Below are 14,749 nucleotides of genomic sequence, written 5' to 3'. Positions count from 1 at the left end.
GAGGGTGCCGCTGTCATGTCCGCCCTTTCGTCCTCTTCGGCACAGCCGCGTTCGTGGGTGTTCGTGGTGCTGGGAGCCGCGGGGCTGACCGTGTCCGCGCTGGCCTGCGCGGCGCTCGTGCTGGTGCTGGACTTCGCCTGGTCGGAGGCGCCCCCTTCGAACGCCTCGTGGGAGCTGGAGGTACCGCCCCCGGTGTATGGCCCGCTGCCCGCGCTCACCCTTCGTGATGCGCGAGGACAGCCGCTGGAGCCCCAGCAGCTTCAGGGACAGCTCACCCTGCTCCAGTTCGCGTTGGAGCCTCTCCCCTTCCTGCGACAGGTCCAGGAACGGCTGGAGATCGACGGTGTTCCCGTCCAGGTCGTCATCGCGACGTCGCGCGACTCCACGGTGCTCCACCCGGATTGGCAGCCGCTGCGGGACCGCGGACGCCTCCTGTTGCTGGTGGACCCACGCCTCCAGGTCCGGGGCGTCTACGACTCGAGCCAGGCGCCATCCACCTCCGAACGCGTCATCACGGACGCGCGCTGCCTGCGCTCCTGCCCCCCTCTATGAAGACCCCATCCCTCTTCGTGCTCGCCGGAGCAGGAATCGTCGCGTTGCTGTTCACCGCGTGGCCCCACATTCAACGCGAACGCGCGCGTGTCGCCGCGGAGAACCTTCCCCAGTACGGGCCGCTCCCGCGCTTCGAGCTGACCGCCCAGACGGGACGTCCCTTCTCCGACGCCGACATGCGGGGCCACCTCTACGTCGCGGACTTCTTCTTCACCCGCTGCCCCACCGTGTGCCCGCTGCTCACGGAGAAGATGCTGCGGGTCCAGCGACAGGCCCGGGAGCAGGGATTGGACGTGCGCTTCGCCTCGTTCAGCGTGGACCCGCGCCACGACACGCCGGAGCGGCTGACCGCCTATGCGCGCGACCACCGCATCGACACGTCCAACTGGACGCTGCTCACGGGCCCCCTGGACCAGGTGGAGACGACCGTCCTGGAGGGCTTCCGGGTGATGATGGGCCGCGACGCCGACGCGGGCGAGGACGACTTCTTCAGCGTCTTCCACGGAGAGCACTTCGTCCTCGTGGACGCGCGGGGACAGCTCCGCGGCTACTACCGGGTCACCGAGGGCGAAGGGGGCCTGGAAGCCCTGCTCCGGGACGCCGCGCTGCTGGCCCAGGCCCGGAGTGACAACTAGGAATTCAGGAAATATAGACTCGTGCGGCCGTCCATCCCCGACCCGGAGAACAGAGTGTCGCACCCCACGATCCGCACCATCCTCGGCGCATCCGCCCCGGACTCGCTTGACCCCTTCAGCACCGCACTGCTGGTGATCGACTTCCAGGAGGAGTACTTCAGCGGAAAGCTCCCCATCCCGGACGGGATGCGCGCGCTGAACAACGCCAAGCGGCTCATCGCCTTCGCGGATCGGCACAAGCTGCCCGTCTTCCACGTGTGGCACGTGAGCCCGTCCGGCGCTCCCGTCTTCGCGCACGACAGCGCGACGGTCTTCTGCCACAAGGAGCTCCAGCCGGCCTCCCACCACAAGGTGGTGAAGAAGAACCAGATCAGCGTGTTCCAGGGCACGGAGCTCCATCACGAGCTTCAAATCTCCCGCATCAAGACGCTGATCATCTCCGGCCTGATGACCCACGCCTGCGTGTCCGGCGCGGCGCGGGATGCGGTTCCCCTCGGCTACAACGTCATCGTGGCGGAAGACGCCTCGGCCACCCGGGAGATCGATGCGCCCGGCGGCGGCACCATTCCCCATGATGTGCTGCACAAGTCCGCGCTGGTGACCATCGCGGACACCTTTGGCGCCGTCATGGGCACCAACGCCATCGTGAACCTGAACGTCCGCTGACGTGACGGAAGTCAGCGGGCTCGCCGCACAGGACGGGCCCGCTTTCTTCCGCGTTCAGGAGGCCTTGACTTTAAATCTACATAGGTAGATTTATAGGCATGCCACGCACCCGTGCGTTGTCGAACCACGCCCGCTCCGTTCTTGCCGCACTGCTGGAGGCCGGCACGGGCTGGTCGCACGGGTATGAGCTGTGCCGCATCGCGGACGTGAAGTCGGGCACGCTCTATCCGCTGCTGATCCGCCTGGAAGCCCAGGGCTATCTCGAAGCCGAGTGGCAGCAGCCGACGGAGGGTGGGCGGCCGCCCAGGCACGCCTATCGCCTGACCAGGACCGGGGTCCAGCTCGCGCGCGAAAACCCGCCAGAGGGCAAGGTGGCGGCTCGCTCCGGCCTTCGCGAGGTACCGACATGAGCGTCCGAGTCCAACGCCGTGTGGCGAACCTGCTGTGCCGCGCCCTGCAATCCATCCTGCCCCCGCAGCTGCGCGACTGGGGGCTGGCCATCCGCCACGAGACAGCGGAGATCCCCGATGACACCCAGGCCCTGTTGTTCGCGCTCGCGAGCGTCCGTGGATTGGCGCCGCGTGCCCTCGGAATGCTCCTGATGCAGCCCTTCGGCGCGTTGCACAGCCCGCGTGCCGTCGGTGCGCTCTGCGCGGCCGGCGCGGTCGCGATGGGGCTCGTCTACATGACGCTTGCCGGCGCGCCTGTCAGCTACCTCGGCATCAACGCTGGCGCGCTCGTCCTCGGTCTCATCCTGCTGGCCCTCGTCAGCCGCATCCCGGAGGCGGGTGAGCGCATGTCCGGAGCCCTGATTTTCGGCCTCTCGGTCCTCCTGCTCGCCACCGCATTCGCCGGCCTCCGCGTCGAGGGGGCAGCTCGCTGGGCCAGACTCGGCGGCGTGAGCGTGCAACCGAGCCTGGTCCTTCTGCCGCTCATGCTTGCCGGATTCTCCCGGACGCGCACCCCGCTCGCGGCGATGGGGATGGTCGTTGCCGCGCTGGCCTTGGCGCTCCAGCCCGATCGCGCGATGGCGGCCATGATGACAGCGGCGCTGGCGACCGTCGCGGCGACGCGCGCGGACCGGCCGGCGTCCCTGGCCTTCACGGCCAGCCTCGTGGCGTTCGGGGTGACGCTGCTGCGGCCCGACTCGCTTCCAGCCGCGCCCTTCGTCGACCAGGTCCTCATTTCGTCCTTCCAGGTCCATGCCCTTGCCGGGCTGGCCGTCGTGGCCGGCTCTGCCATGCTGCTCGTCCCCGTGCTCATCGGTGCGTCCGGTGACGAGGACAGCCGCGCGACCTCCCTCGCATTCGGGGCTGCGTGGCTTACGGCGACCCTGGCCGCCGCGTTTGGCCATCATCCGACGCCGGTCGTGGGCTACGGCGGCAGCGCGATCCTCGGCTATGTCCTGAGCCTCGCGACCCTGCCGAGGCCGGTGAAATCGCGGGCCGGCCTGGTGACCGCCCCGCCCGACGCGCCGCTGGATTCGCACGACCTCCACTCCAGGATCGCGCTCGCCCGGCCATGACCCTGCCTCGTCCAGGACGGCGGGTTCGATACCTGCTGCCGGTGGTACTGCTTGCACTCGGGCTCTGGTTCACGTGGACGCGGCTCACGCGCAGCCGCGGCGACCAGCGGGCTTCGTTCACGCCCGCGAGTCAGCAGTGCGACGCGCAGGGCCCCCTGCGTTACTGCATCAACAAGGCCGCTAGCGGCACCAACGGCGACATCGTCTATCACCACCACGGGCGCAATCTCGACGAGACGATCTGGAACGACGACACCTACTTCACCGGCATGGTGCAGGCGCAGTGGCGAGCCGCTGGAGTCCTCCCTCCCACGGTCGTCACGATCTCCTATGGACCGACCTGGATCCTGACGCCGAAGGGCAAGCAGGAGGACAGCGGACTGCTCGATGATTTCATGGCACGCCTGCCCGCGATCGAAGCGAAGGCCGGGCGTCCCCGGCGGCGGATGCTGCTGGGGGAATCGATGGGTGGGCTCAATGTCCTGGTCGCGGGCCTCTCCCATCCGGAGCAGTTCGCGAAGGTCGCGGCGCTCTGCCCGGGCGTCTACACCGACACTCCGTTCTCCTCCTTCGACACAATCAACGCCTCGATGGAGCGCACCGGAGCCGATCCCAAGATCGTGTTCGGGGTCTGGTTGATGGCGCGCAAGTACGTGGCCGACGAAGCTGAATGGCGCCGCGTCTCGCCCCTGCACCTGGTCGCGCAGGCGGGGCCGGACCATCCGGAGCTCTATCTCTCCTGCGGCCTCTACGATGCCTACGGCAACTACGAAGGCACCGAGCGCCTCGCCCACCTTGCCCGTCAGCGTGGCGTCAGGACCGAGTGGCACCCGCTCTATGGCGGCCACTGCGCATCAGACGTGGCTTCGCTGGCCGACTTCCTCGTGAAATGACAGCCGGGACCGTGGGGTGACGCGGATTACAGGAGCCCTGCTCGGGCCAACAGTTCGCGCACACGTCGCGCCAGCGCGATGTGCTCGGGGTTGGCCACGGTGAAGCGCTCGGGGGTGAGGATGATCAGGGTGCCCCTGTCCTCCACGGGCTCGATGCGCACCGGAGCGGGAAGCGGAGGCACCGTGCCCCGGTGACTGGGGAGGTACGTCACCCAGCCGAGCCACATATCAGCCTTGCCGTCCTCGTCATCCATTTCCTGATGCGTACGAGACATGGCCACCGCCCAATCAGGTTCCCAGGTCAGTGCCATGGCGCGCACCACCTGGATCAACACGGAGGCCGTGAATATTCGCTCCGCGTTCGCCCCCTTGGCCGGTAGCGACAGGACGCACGAATTGGCAACGCGGAACGCTGCGTCACTTCCGCACTTCATATTGACGGAGGCGAAGTCCGGGCCGGTGCCGTCGTTGTATGCCCCGACGCGGAAGCCCAGATCCTCGATGGGAGGCCCACCGGGCTCCCGATTCACACCGCGCCGGAATGCTTCCGTCAAAGCAGGGAGCGAGGGCGGCATGAGTGGGGTTTTGCGTCCCTTGCCGCGAGGCTTGGGGATCTTGTTCCAGTGCGCCAGCAGGGGGTCACACGCGGCCAGCAAGTCGAGGAATGCCGCCGCTCGACGGGCACACTCCTCGGGAGACTCCTTCCGGGGCCCCCAGTAGGCACCCGCGAAGAAGGAGTCAGGATGGAGCGCAGCTGTGGGCTGGGTAGTCATGACGCGCACGGATCAGCGTACCAGGGAGCGGGCCGCGGTATGGATGACGGTAATCTCCGTGAAGCCCCTGGTCTCAAGCAGCTTCCGCATCGCATCGGCTGCATGTTTCTCGGCGATGTGCCATTCGATGCGGATGCCCATGCCCTGGACGACGCGGCGTTGCCGCTCGGCTTGATCCACGAGGTCTTGGAGCTTGCCTGACGCTTCAAACCAGCTCTTGGGGTCGAGGTTGTCCTCGAAGAATTCAGCGTAGCCGGGGCCCTTGGCCTCCAGCAGCAGGTCGTCCTTGAAGCCGTCGAACTTCACGCCACCATCCTTCGGACTCGTGCCTCCGACCCAGTACGCCTCATCCGCCGTGTGCCCGGTGATCTGCTCCTGGTAGCGCCGGGCACGCGTGGACATCGACTCCTTCGCGGTCCCCACTGCCCGGGGCCCTTGGACGGAGCCGCGCTACTGCCAGTCGTGCTCGCCCGCTGGAGGATGATGGCCGCCCCAGGCCCTCCGCTGAGGACCGCCGCCGCGCGCCCTGCTGGCACCGAGACGCGCTCCAGCGCCAGCGCGCCCTCCGCCGACAGCGAGAGCACCGGCACCGTGGCTTCCGCGCCCACGGCCATCCCCTTCAGCGTCCGCGTCGTGGCCGAGGCCGCTCCCCAGGTGACGAGCATCCCCGTCGTCAGCCGGGACACTTCGCGGATCTGCTCGCCACGCGTCATGGACTGGAAGCGCTCCCAGTACGCGGGCGATGACGTGATGAGGGCCGCCACGCCCGCTGGCAGATGCCTCAGTCCCGCGATGCTGTCCGCGGGCCGCGTGAGCACCTGTCCCAGCGCGTGGTACAGCTCCACGAAGGCATCCTCGGCTCCATCCAGGGTGCGGCCGATGACGTCCGCGTCGTCGTACACCTCGGCCAGGGGACGCCCATCCGAGACCTGGAGCCGCGCATCCATGGCGCGGAAGACACCGCCCCTGCCGCTGTAGAAGCGCCCCAATTCGAAGCCGTGCGCGCGGAAGGCTCCGTCCCTCCACTCGACGGGTGCCACCTTCTGCTGGGTGCGGCCGGTGAGTGCCCAGGCGAGGTAACCATCCGGCCGCAACACCGCGACCTGCTCCCGGGAGAAGCGCTCCACCCGGTGCAGCAACTCCTCGCGCGAAGTCTCGCCTCGCTCCAGCACCTCTCGCAGCAGGAAGCCCGCCACCATGCGGGGCGGCAGCGAATCCAGCGTGACAGGCTTGCGCAAGAGGACGTCCAGCAGCCGCACGGCTTGCGTGGGTGTGAGCGTGCTTCCCCAGAGGGGCTGCTCGTCCCGTGCGTCCAATCCCGCGTCCGTCAGCAGTTGCTCCCAGGCATCCGTGCGCACGCCGGAGCTCGCGATGGCGCGGCCGGCATTCGTTCCGGGAGCTCGCGCCCTCGCGGAGTCCCGAGGCGAATAGCGCAGGGTCCTGCTGGAGACAGCCGGCGCGCAGCCCGTGAAGAGCAGGACCGCGCAACACACCAGGACACCTGTACGCATGGAGACACTCCAAGCCCGGACGCGGCTTGGAGTGTCTCGCATGGCCTACTGGATGGCGAAGATGAGCGTCACCTTCGCCTGCACCGTCTGCTCCTCCGGCTGGATGGGCGTGGTGGGCGCGGCTCGCGACTCCGCCATGTCCATGGCGAAGGTGGCCGGGTACAGGCGCGGGGCTTCCGTCACCGTGCTCGCGTCCAGCACTGCTCCCAGCTTCACGTTCAGCGACGCGGCCAGCACCTCCGCGGACTTGCGCGCTCGCGCCACCGCCTGCCGCAGCGCTTCGCCCTGCACCGCGTCCTGGCGGCTCAGCCCGAAGCGCACCGAGTCCACCCGGTTCGCCCCCGCCGCCAGCGCCTTGTCCAACAGGCTCCCCACCTTGGAGAGGTCCGTCACGTGGACGCTCACCAGGTTGCTCACCCGGTAGCCCTTGAGCTTCGGCTCACCGCCCTGCGGCGGCGACGGCGTGTACTCCGGATAGACGTTGTAGTTGCGCGTCTGCAAATCGCGCTTCTGGATGCCCGCACCGGTGAGCGCCGCGAGCACCTTCTCCATCCGCTTCGCGTTCTCCTCGCCCGCCGCCTTCGCGTTCTGGGCGGACGTCTCCACCGCCACGTCGATGAAGGCCTCGTCGGGCTGCGCCTTCACCTCGCCCGTGCCCTCCACGCGCAGCGTGCGCACCTGCGGATCCACCGGCGGCCGGGGCTGCGGTGAACCGGCCGGGCCCTGCGTCTGCGCCGCGGCCGTGAACCCCGCGAGCACCACCAGCGTCGTCAACATCCTGCGAACAGCGGACATGGCGCCTCCTTCCCAAGGCGGGAGAACCTTCGCGCTTCCTGGCGCGAAAGCCTCTCATGCCCCTTCGGACGCCCCAGCCCCGGCGGACATTCACCGGGCCCGAGGCGTCCGGCGCCGGACGCTCGCTCAGTGCAGCGACTCACCCGTCTGGTCCAGCGACATCATGGACTCCAACGGCTTGCGCAGGGGGCGCGGCGCGGACTTGCGCACCTGCGTGACGGCCTTGCGGCGCGCCGTGCGCAGCGCGTCCCGGCCCATGTCCATCACCGCCGCCACCGCGCCCGTCAGCAGGTTGCCCGGCGGCGTGTCCGGCGCGGCCGGGTGCGGGTGCGTGGGCGCGCCCTTCTTCGCCAGCTCCAGCGCCTCGCCCACCTGCCGCAGCTCCTGCGGCTTGAAGGCCTTCTTCACCTCAGGGAAGAGGTACTGCTCCTCCTCCGTGACGTGCGCGCGCACGTTCTCCATCAGCACGTGCACCTTCGCGTCGAAGCGCTCGGACTCCGGCGGCAGCGTGTCCAGCTCCGACAGCACCCACTTCACCACGTGGTGCTCCTCCAGCGCGCGCAGCACGTCCGGGGACAGGTCCTCCGAACGCGCGCGCACGGCGGGGTAGAAGACCTGCTCCTCGATGGCGGCGTGGATGGACAGCTCGCGCACCATCTCGTCCACCAGCTTGCGCTTGTGCGCCAGCGCGTGGTCCCCCGCCTTCTCGAACTTGCGGAACAGCTGCTCCACCGTCTTGTGGTCCGCCTTCAGCAACGTGATGGCATCCATGGGCCGTCTCCCTTCCATCGAATCGGGGGGCCGCGCCTCCCCCATCGCGAAGCCGCTCGGGCCCAGGAGGGCCCTGGCGCAGCGCGGCACGGGGTGAAGGGTGGGGATGGATTCCCGGCCGTGCCCACCCCCGCCGCCCTGGCCTCCGCGTCAGGACGGAGGGCAGCCGGGCGGAGGGCCCCTTCTGTCCAGAACCGGTCGGAAAAACCGCACCCGGCCCCACTCCCCGGGTGGCCCGGGAGTGCACACCGTGCGCGGCCAGATCGGTCTCGCGCGGGCGGCGGGCAAGGGAACAGGGGCAATACCGTGACGACGAACACGCTGCGCCTCCGGGTGGCGCGCATCACCCGTGAAGCCGAAGGCATCCAGTCCTACGAGCTGGTCTCCCAGGACGGCGGCGCCCTGCCCGAGTTCGAAGCCGGCGCCCACCTGGACGTGCAGGTGCCGGGCCTCGACGGCATGCGCCAGTACTCGCTCTGCAACGACCCGAGCGAGACGCACCGCTACGTCATCGCCGTGCAGCGCGACGCCAACGGCCGCGGCGGCTCCAAGGCGATGCACGAGAACGTCCACGAGGGCGACGTGCTCACCGTGAGCGAGCCCGTCAACGACTTCCCCCTCCTGTACGGGCGCAGCTACGTGCTCATCGCGGGCGGCATCGGCATCACGCCGCTGCTGGCCATGGCGCGCCTCTTGGAGCGCACCGGCGCGGAGTGGGTGCTGCACTACTGCGCGCGCGACGCGGACCGCACCGCCTTCCGGGAGCTGCTGTCCACGCCGTCCTTCGCGGGCCGCGTGCACATCCACCACGACGGGGGCGACCCCACGAAGGGGCTGGACGTGCGGGCGCTGCTGGCCACGCGCGGCCCGGGCACCCGGCTGTACTGCTGCGGCCCGGCGGGCCTGATGAAGGCCGTGCGCGAGGCGGCCACCCTGCACAAGTGGCCCTGGGAGAAGGTGCACTTCGAGGCATTCACCGCGGAGGGCACGTCCGCCACCCACGCGACCCCGGAGGAGGACTTCGAGGTGTCGCTCAAGAGCACCGGCCAGGTGCTGCGCGTGCCGGCCGGCAAGAGCGTGCTCAACGTGCTTCGCACCCACGGCGTGAAGGTGGAGAGCGACTGCGAGGCAGGCTCCTGCGGAACCTGCGTCACCCGCGTCTGCGAGGGAACTCCGGAGCACCGTGACACGTTCTTCCAGCAAGAGCCCGCGGGAAATGAGCGGATGCTGGTCTGCGTGTCACGCGCCCGGTCCAAGCGGCTGGTGCTGGATCTGTAGTGACACCCCCGGGCACGGCGTTTTGAAGCGCGCCTGTGCGCGGCGGGCCGCCTATGCTCGCGCCCCGCTCGTACACGAGAGAGGCTGATGAGCGACGGGACGTTGTTCTCCATGGACACTCCGCCCACCGAGGCCCGGTTCCAGAACCGGCTCTGGGTGGCGGATGCATTGGACCTCACGGGCGCGGCGCTCGTGGGTTGGGGGGCGGTGCGCGCGGCGGAGTGGGTGTCCACGCCGGCGCTGCTGGGGTTCGCCATGGGGGCCGCCTGGGTGGTGCTGTCCTGCGTGGGCGGGCTGACGGGGCTCACCCCGGGCCGTCACGCGCTGGGGCTCAAGCTGGAGCGAGCGGAAGGACAGGTGCCGGGCCTGGGCGCGGGGCTCCTGCGCGCGCTCACCGCGCCGGTGGAGCTGCTGCTGCAGGTGGTCCTGCAACGCCGGCCGCTGGATGCGCAGCTGGGCGTGCACGCGGCCGTGATTCCGGGCGGACTTCGGGGCTGGGCGCGGCGCCTGCCGCTGCCGCTGGTGGGGCTGGTGCTGCTGGTGGGAGCGGTGTGGAGCATCGTCACGCCCACGCGCGACGAGATGCTCCAGTACCTGGACCGCACGCTGACCGGGTGGCACTGCTGCCACGGAACACGCGAGGTCACCTGGCAATGCCGCACGTCCCTGTCCCGCGCGGTGCGCAACGCGAACGGCGGAGACTCGGAGGTCTCCGAGTTCCTGCGCAACGAGTGCCCCGTGGCCGCCACGCGGCTCAAGCCCTGAGGCGTCACGCGAGCCGGCTTGGGCTCGCGTCCTCGTGCCTCAGCGCTTGCGCAGCGCGAAGATGTCCTCGCCCTCGTCGCAGCTCACCCACACGGCCTTCTCTCCCACCGCGGGCGCCTTGTTGTTCACCCGGAAGTACTTGGGCATCTCCACCGGGACCTTGTGTGTCTGGTAGGGCTCCAGCCGCGCCATCCGCGCTTCCTTGCGTCCGTTCAGGACGATGGCGCAGTTGTGCCAGGTCCGGGTGTCGGAGCTGATCACATAGAGGGTGCTGTTGAAGCCGGTCCCCAGGATGCCGTCGATCTCCGCCTGTCCCAGGAGGCGTGAGCGCTCCACGGGCTTCTCCTCGGGCGGCGCGGCCTGCGGGACCTCGGGCACGGAGGCGGACGTGGGCAGCGCCGGCCCCGACGGGCGCATGGCCATCAGCACGAAGCGCGGCTCCTTCGCCGCGTCCGCGTCCGCGTCCAGCCGCAGGGTCATGCGCTCGCGGTTCGGGTTGATGAACTCCACGGTCGCGGTCCCCAGCACCGGACGCTTGCGGGTCCCCTTCTGCGGCGGGCCCACCACCTTGAACACCGTGCCCGCGTTGATGCCGGACGGCACCGACGCGTTCACCACGCGCTGGCCGCCGCCCGTTACGCCGATCTTCGCCACGGGCAGATGCGCGGGCACCAGCTCGACCTGGGGCTGCGCGGGCCGCTTCGGTCCGGGGACGGGCTTCGTCACCGGCTTCACCTCCGGCTCCCCCGCGCCCGCCACCACGCCCGCGTCCACCGCCGCCTCGGGAGGGGGCTCCTCGGGAGGCGTCACCGCCGCGGGAGGCGGCTCCTCCACCTTCGGGGGCGCGGCGGCCACCACCGGCTCGGACGGCGGGAGTGGCCGGGGCATCAGGCGCTGCTCGGGCGTGCGCGGGCGCAGCACGTAGGCGGTGATGCCCACGGAGGCGCCCACCAGCAGCAGCGCCGCCACGGCGATCCGCGCCACCGGCCTGCGGGGCTCGGGCTGCGCAGGCAGCTGTCCGGACGTGCCCGCCACCACGGCGCCCTTGGGCGGCGCGGGCGACAGGTGCACCGCCGTCGCGCCCAGCGCGGCGGCGTCCACCTCGTCGGTGCTCCGCGCCACGCCACCGGATCCCGACGTGCTCCGCGCCACACCGCCTGAGCCGGGCGAGGCAGCGCCCGGCGTGGGCAGGGCCACGCCACCGGAGCCCGGCGTGCCCGGCACACCACCGGAGCCCGAGGGATGGGACACGAACGTGCCCCCCGGCCCGAGCGCCGGGTCCCCCACGTCGATGCGCCCGGTGTTGGGCCTGTTCCCGGCCTCCTCCGGAGAGGCCGCCGCGCCCGGGGTCGCACCGCTTCCGGATCCGCCATACAGCCCCGTGCCCGAACCGCTCCGGGGCGCGGGCGACGGCGTGCGCCGCTCCCCGTGCACGCTGGACGTCAGCTTGCGCTGCTCCGCGAAGGCCTCCGGGCAGAGCGCGCGCACGAACTCGCCCACCTCCTCCGCCCCGATGGGATTCCCCGAGCGCAGGAGCTCCGCGTTGAGCGCCCGCGCGAACTCATCCGCCCGCGCGTACCGGTCCGCCGGAGACGGCGCCAGCGCGCGGCGCAGCACGGCCTCCAGCGACGGCTCCACGTCCGGACGGAACTCCGTCAGCGGCGGCACCACCGGGTGCGACATCGCCGCCATCATCTCGCCCACGGTGCCGTGGGGAACCAGCCCACGGCCCGCCAGCATCTCCCACACCACCACCGCGCAGGAGTAGATGTCGCTGCGGTGGTCCAGCGGCTCCGCGCGGACCTGCTCCGGGGACATGTAGCCCAGCTTCCCCATCACCGTGGACGGCAGCGTGTACTTGCTGCGCGCGGTGGACTTCGCGAGGCCGAAGTCGATGACCTTCACCTCGCCCTCGTACGACACCATCACGTTGTGCGGGGACACGTCGCGGTGGACGATGCCCAGCGGCTCGCCGTCCGTGCCCGTCTTGCGGTGCGCGTACCCCAGGCCTTCCGCCATGCGCTGACCGATGTAGAGCGCCACCGGCGCCGGCACCGCCCGCCCCTGCACCCGGGCCTGCTCCAGCAGGTACCCCAGGTCCACGCCCGCCACGTACTCCAGGGCCATGTAGTAGGTGCCGTCCGCCTCGCCCATGTCGTACACCTGGGCGATGGAGGAGTGGACCAGGTGCACCAGCACCTTGGCCTCGTGGTGGAACCGGTCCAGGAACTGCCGGTCCTTCACCAGCCCCGGCAGGATGGTCTTCACGATGCAGGGCTTTTCGAAGCCCGCCGCCCCGGACAGCTTCGCCAGGTACACCTCTCCCATGCCGCCCTGGCCCAGGAGGTGGACGAGCTCGTAGCGCCCGAAGAAACGGGGGGACTCTGTGGGTGCGGTGCTCATGGCTTCGGCTCCGGAGCGCAGCATGGACTCCCCCATGGAATCAAGCCGCGCACCTCGCGCCACCCCTCCTTGCCAGCCTTCGGACACCCCTGGCGCGAAAAAGAGAAAGTCCCGGGGATAACGGAATTCCCGACCCTGTGTTCCGACGGACAACAGGTCTGTTGTGCACCCCCGCACGTCCGGGATGCACCTGGGGCCTGGGGACGATGCGAGTCCGCGCGGCGATGCGTTCCCTCATCGAAGCACGCCGCTTCCTTCCTCTGTGAGGGGGGCGGGCACCTCCCGGTCCTCCGCCATGTGGGGGGACCGCCCTCTGGAGGGGCGTCCTGCTTGGAAGGAGTCGCATCATGAGGCATTGGGCATTCGTCGGGTTGCTGGCGCTGGCCGCGTGTGCGCCGGAGTCGTCCTCGCGCACCGCCGCACAGGGGCAGGTGTGCCCGGGTGTCGTCGCCGGAGGAATGACGGCCCGTCAGGGACTGGATTCAAACCAGCCCTCCCGGGTGCAGGCGGATGGGCGCGAGCCGGTCATCATCCGCTTCCGCCGGGGCGACCGCACCCAGGCCTCGAGCGTCACGGCGTCGGGCGCCAGCTTCACGGCGAGCACCGGCGCGAAGGTGGGCGCCGTCTACCGCAACATCCCCGCGGTGGCCGCGCGCGTGACGCCCGAGGAGCGGCTCATGCTGGAGCGCAGCAGCCTGGTGGAGAGCATCGAGGTGGACCAGATCTGGTTCGCCCAGGGCGTGACGCCCGGACTGCTCGCGCCGCTGCCGCGCCAGGTGACGGCCGCCACGCCCACGCCGGAGGACGAGTACACGGAAGGCCTGCGCCTGGTGCAGACCCCGGACGTGTGGGACACGGACCGGGACGGCGTGCTGGACGTGGGGGCGCCCACGGGCGAGGGCGTGCGGGTGTGCGTCATCGACAGCGGGCTGGACATGGACCACCCGGAGTTCCAGGGCGCGGTGGTGGGCAGCCACGACTTCCTGGATGAAGACGACGACGCCAATGACCGCGGCCCCCAGGGCCAGTGGGGCCAGGGCCACGGCACGCACGTGGCGGGCATCATCGCGGCGCGCATGGGCCACGGCGCCGACACCGGTCCCCGGGGAACGCCGGGCGGCATGGTGGGCGTGGCGCCCAACGCGTCGCTGCTCATCGCCCGCGTGCTGGACCTGTCCGGGCAGACGCAGATGAGCGTGGTCCTCTCCGCCATGGAGTGGTGCGAGTCCCAGGGCGCGCGCGTCGTGTCGCTGTCCCTGGGCGGAGGCAACGCCACCCGCAGCACGGTGGAGGCGTTCCGCGCGCTGGAGGAGCACGGCCTGCTGGTGGTGGCGGCCGCGGGCAACCAGGGCGGCCCGGTGCTGTACCCCGCGTCCGACCCGTCCGTGCTCGCGGTGGGCGCGGTGGACGCGAACGAGCGGCGCGCGGGCTTCTCCAACGCGGGCCCGGAGCTCGCGCTGGTGGCGCCGGGCGTGGACGTGCTGTCCACCTTCCCCCGGGGCATGGGCGCCTTCGCGGAGATGTCCCTGGACGGCACGTCCCCCATGTCGCGCTCGCTCCTGTACTCGCCCACGGGCGACACCGCGGGGCGGCTGGTGGACTGCGGCCTGGGGGATTCGCTGGCGTCGTGCTTCGAGGCCACCTGTGACGGCTTCGTCGCCTACGTGCGGCCGGGCGCGGTGCCGGTGTCCGAGGCCATGGCCAACGTGATGATGCAGGGCGCGCGCGCCGTCGTCTTCGGCTCCGACGACGGCCCGGCGGGCGGCGCGGTGGACATCCTCTCCCTGCCCCGCATCGGCCGCTGGGCTCCCGCCGTCAGCATCAACCAGGCCGCCAGCACCATGCTGCGCGAGCGGCTGGGCGCGGACGCGCGGCTGTCCCTGGTGCCCGTGGACTACACCCACGTCTCCGGCACCTCCATGGCCGCGCCCTACGTGAGCGGCGTGGCCGCGCTGCTCTGGAGCGCCCGGCCGGAGCTCACGCCCCAGCAGGTGCGCGACGCCCTGGAGGACTCCGCGCGCGACCTGGGCACCGCGGGCCGGGACCCCGTGTTCGGCCGCGGGCTGGTGCACGCGAAGGACGCCCTGCAGCGGCTGCCGTGACGCATCTCGCTTCTCAATTCATGGGAACCGTAAGCAGCGCATCACGGACGCGGAGCGTGGCTGTTGGAGTACGAAAAAAT

Annotated in this window: 15 protein-coding genes; 9 read left to right on the top strand and 6 right to left on the bottom strand. The window is 70.6% G+C overall.

Annotation, left to right across the window (positions count from 1 at the left end):
* The first annotated feature begins 15 nt into the window (after positions 1-15).
* The 6 genes from ACX114_RS00935 (at position 16) to ACX114_RS00910 (ending at position 4,271) form a co-directional block, all read left to right on the top strand.
* Positions 16-552: a hypothetical protein gene (locus ACX114_RS00935; protein WP_459293760.1), complete on the top strand. Its 537-nt coding sequence runs from the start codon at positions 16-18 to the stop codon at positions 550-552.
* Positions 549-1,187, top strand: coding sequence for an SCO family protein (locus ACX114_RS00930; protein WP_459293758.1), 639 nt, complete (start codon positions 549-551; stop codon positions 1,185-1,187). The genes ACX114_RS00935 and ACX114_RS00930 overlap by 4 nt, the downstream gene beginning before the upstream one ends.
* A 54-nt stretch (positions 1,188-1,241) precedes the next feature.
* The gene (locus ACX114_RS00925; RefSeq protein WP_459293756.1) at positions 1,242-1,853 is read left to right on the top strand and encodes a cysteine hydrolase family protein; all 612 of its coding nucleotides are present in this window, start codon (positions 1,242-1,244) and stop codon (positions 1,851-1,853) included.
* 98 nt (positions 1,854-1,951) lie between these two features.
* Positions 1,952-2,263, top strand: a complete 312-nt coding sequence (locus ACX114_RS00920) for a PadR family transcriptional regulator (protein WP_459293754.1) — start codon at positions 1,952-1,954, stop codon at positions 2,261-2,263.
* A gap of 20 nt (positions 2,264-2,283) precedes the next feature.
* Entirely contained in the window at positions 2,284-3,378 is a 1,095-nt protein-coding gene (locus ACX114_RS00915; RefSeq protein ID WP_459293752.1) for an FtsW/RodA/SpoVE family cell cycle protein, read from the top strand.
* Positions 3,375-4,271, top strand: a complete 897-nt coding sequence (locus ACX114_RS00910; RefSeq protein WP_459293750.1) for an alpha/beta hydrolase-fold protein — start codon at positions 3,375-3,377, stop codon at positions 4,269-4,271. The genes ACX114_RS00915 and ACX114_RS00910 overlap by 4 nt, the downstream gene beginning before the upstream one ends.
* 26 nt (positions 4,272-4,297) lie before the next feature.
* On the opposite strand, the gene ACX114_RS00905 is transcribed toward ACX114_RS00910, so the two are convergent.
* From ACX114_RS00905 to ACX114_RS00885, 5 genes are all read right to left on the bottom strand, one after another.
* On the bottom strand, positions 4,298-5,044 hold the full coding sequence (locus ACX114_RS00905) for an immunity 52 family protein (protein WP_459293748.1): 747 nt from the start codon (positions 5,042-5,044) through the stop codon (positions 4,298-4,300).
* Between the two features lie 12 nt (positions 5,045-5,056).
* Positions 5,057-5,446 carry a Tox-REase-5 domain-containing protein gene (locus tag ACX114_RS00900; RefSeq protein ID WP_459293746.1) on the bottom strand — a complete coding sequence of 130 codons (390 nt, stop codon included), beginning with the start codon at positions 5,444-5,446 and terminating at the stop codon, positions 5,057-5,059.
* Entirely contained in the window at positions 5,347-6,555 is a 1,209-nt protein-coding gene (locus ACX114_RS00895; protein WP_459293744.1) for a Tox-REase-5 domain-containing protein, read from the bottom strand. The genes ACX114_RS00900 and ACX114_RS00895 overlap by 100 nt, the downstream gene beginning before the upstream one ends.
* 45 nt (positions 6,556-6,600) lie before the next feature.
* Positions 6,601-7,350 carry an SIMPL domain-containing protein gene (locus tag ACX114_RS00890; protein ID WP_459293742.1) on the bottom strand — a complete coding sequence of 250 codons (750 nt, stop codon included), beginning with the start codon at positions 7,348-7,350 and terminating at the stop codon, positions 6,601-6,603.
* Positions 7,351-7,476: 126 nt separating this feature from the next.
* Positions 7,477-8,121 (bottom strand): hemerythrin domain-containing protein, encoded by a 645-nt coding sequence (locus tag ACX114_RS00885; RefSeq protein ID WP_459293740.1) that lies wholly within the window; start codon positions 8,119-8,121, stop codon positions 7,477-7,479.
* 306 nt (positions 8,122-8,427) lie between these two features.
* Here ACX114_RS00885 and ACX114_RS00880 point away from each other — a divergent pair, with 306 nt between their 5' ends.
* Entirely contained in the window at positions 8,428-9,399 is a 972-nt protein-coding gene (locus tag ACX114_RS00880; protein WP_459293738.1) for a PDR/VanB family oxidoreductase, read from the top strand.
* Positions 9,400-9,486: 87 nt separating this feature from the next.
* Positions 9,487-10,164 (top strand): RDD family protein, encoded by a 678-nt coding sequence (locus tag ACX114_RS00875; RefSeq protein WP_459293736.1) that lies wholly within the window; start codon positions 9,487-9,489, stop codon positions 10,162-10,164.
* A 39-nt stretch (positions 10,165-10,203) separates the two neighbouring features.
* On the opposite strand, the gene ACX114_RS00870 is transcribed toward ACX114_RS00875, so the two are convergent.
* Positions 10,204-12,567 carry a serine/threonine protein kinase gene (locus ACX114_RS00870; RefSeq protein ID WP_459293734.1) on the bottom strand — a complete coding sequence of 788 codons (2,364 nt, stop codon included), beginning with the start codon at positions 12,565-12,567 and terminating at the stop codon, positions 10,204-10,206.
* A 347-nt stretch (positions 12,568-12,914) separates the two neighbouring features.
* Between ACX114_RS00870 and ACX114_RS00865 the strand changes: the two genes are divergently transcribed.
* The gene (locus ACX114_RS00865; RefSeq protein ID WP_459293732.1) at positions 12,915-14,669 is read left to right on the top strand and encodes a S8 family serine peptidase; all 1,755 of its coding nucleotides are present in this window, start codon (positions 12,915-12,917) and stop codon (positions 14,667-14,669) included.
* The last annotated feature ends 80 nt before the right edge of the window (positions 14,670-14,749 follow it).

It is taken from the genome of Corallococcus sp. M7 (assembly GCF_054512695.1).
The sequence above is the reverse complement of the archived record's forward strand: the minus strand, read 5'-3'. Positions and strand labels throughout refer to the sequence as shown.

What these genes read in the sequence shown, in the direction of transcription:
- ACX114_RS00935 (WP_459293760.1), top strand. Translation starts at nt 16, where the DNA reads ATGTCCGCCCTTTCGTCCTCTTCGGCACAGCCGCGTTCGTGGGTGTTC.
- ACX114_RS00930 (WP_459293758.1), top strand. Translation starts at nt 549, where the DNA reads ATGAAGACCCCATCCCTCTTCGTGCTCGCCGGAGCAGGAATCGTCGCG.
- ACX114_RS00920 (WP_459293754.1), top strand. Translation starts at nt 1,952, where the DNA reads ATGCCACGCACCCGTGCGTTGTCGAACCACGCCCGCTCCGTTCTTGCC.
- ACX114_RS00910 (WP_459293750.1), top strand. Translation starts at nt 3,375, where the DNA reads ATGACCCTGCCTCGTCCAGGACGGCGGGTTCGATACCTGCTGCCGGTG.
- ACX114_RS00905 (WP_459293748.1), bottom strand. Translation starts at nt 5,044, where the DNA reads ATGACTACCCAGCCCACAGCTGCGCTCCATCCTGACTCCTTCTTCGCG.
- ACX114_RS00900 (WP_459293746.1), bottom strand. Translation starts at nt 5,446, where the DNA reads ATGTCCACGCGTGCCCGGCGCTACCAGGAGCAGATCACCGGGCACACG.
- ACX114_RS00895 (WP_459293744.1), bottom strand. Translation starts at nt 6,555, where the DNA reads ATGCGTACAGGTGTCCTGGTGTGTTGCGCGGTCCTGCTCTTCACGGGC.
- ACX114_RS00890 (WP_459293742.1), bottom strand. Translation starts at nt 7,350, where the DNA reads ATGTCCGCTGTTCGCAGGATGTTGACGACGCTGGTGGTGCTCGCGGGG.
- ACX114_RS00885 (WP_459293740.1), bottom strand. Translation starts at nt 8,121, where the DNA reads ATGGATGCCATCACGTTGCTGAAGGCGGACCACAAGACGGTGGAGCAG.
- ACX114_RS00875 (WP_459293736.1), top strand. Translation starts at nt 9,487, where the DNA reads ATGAGCGACGGGACGTTGTTCTCCATGGACACTCCGCCCACCGAGGCC.
- ACX114_RS00870 (WP_459293734.1), bottom strand. Translation starts at nt 12,567, where the DNA reads ATGAGCACCGCACCCACAGAGTCCCCCCGTTTCTTCGGGCGCTACGAG.
- ACX114_RS00865 (WP_459293732.1), top strand. Translation starts at nt 12,915, where the DNA reads ATGAGGCATTGGGCATTCGTCGGGTTGCTGGCGCTGGCCGCGTGTGCG.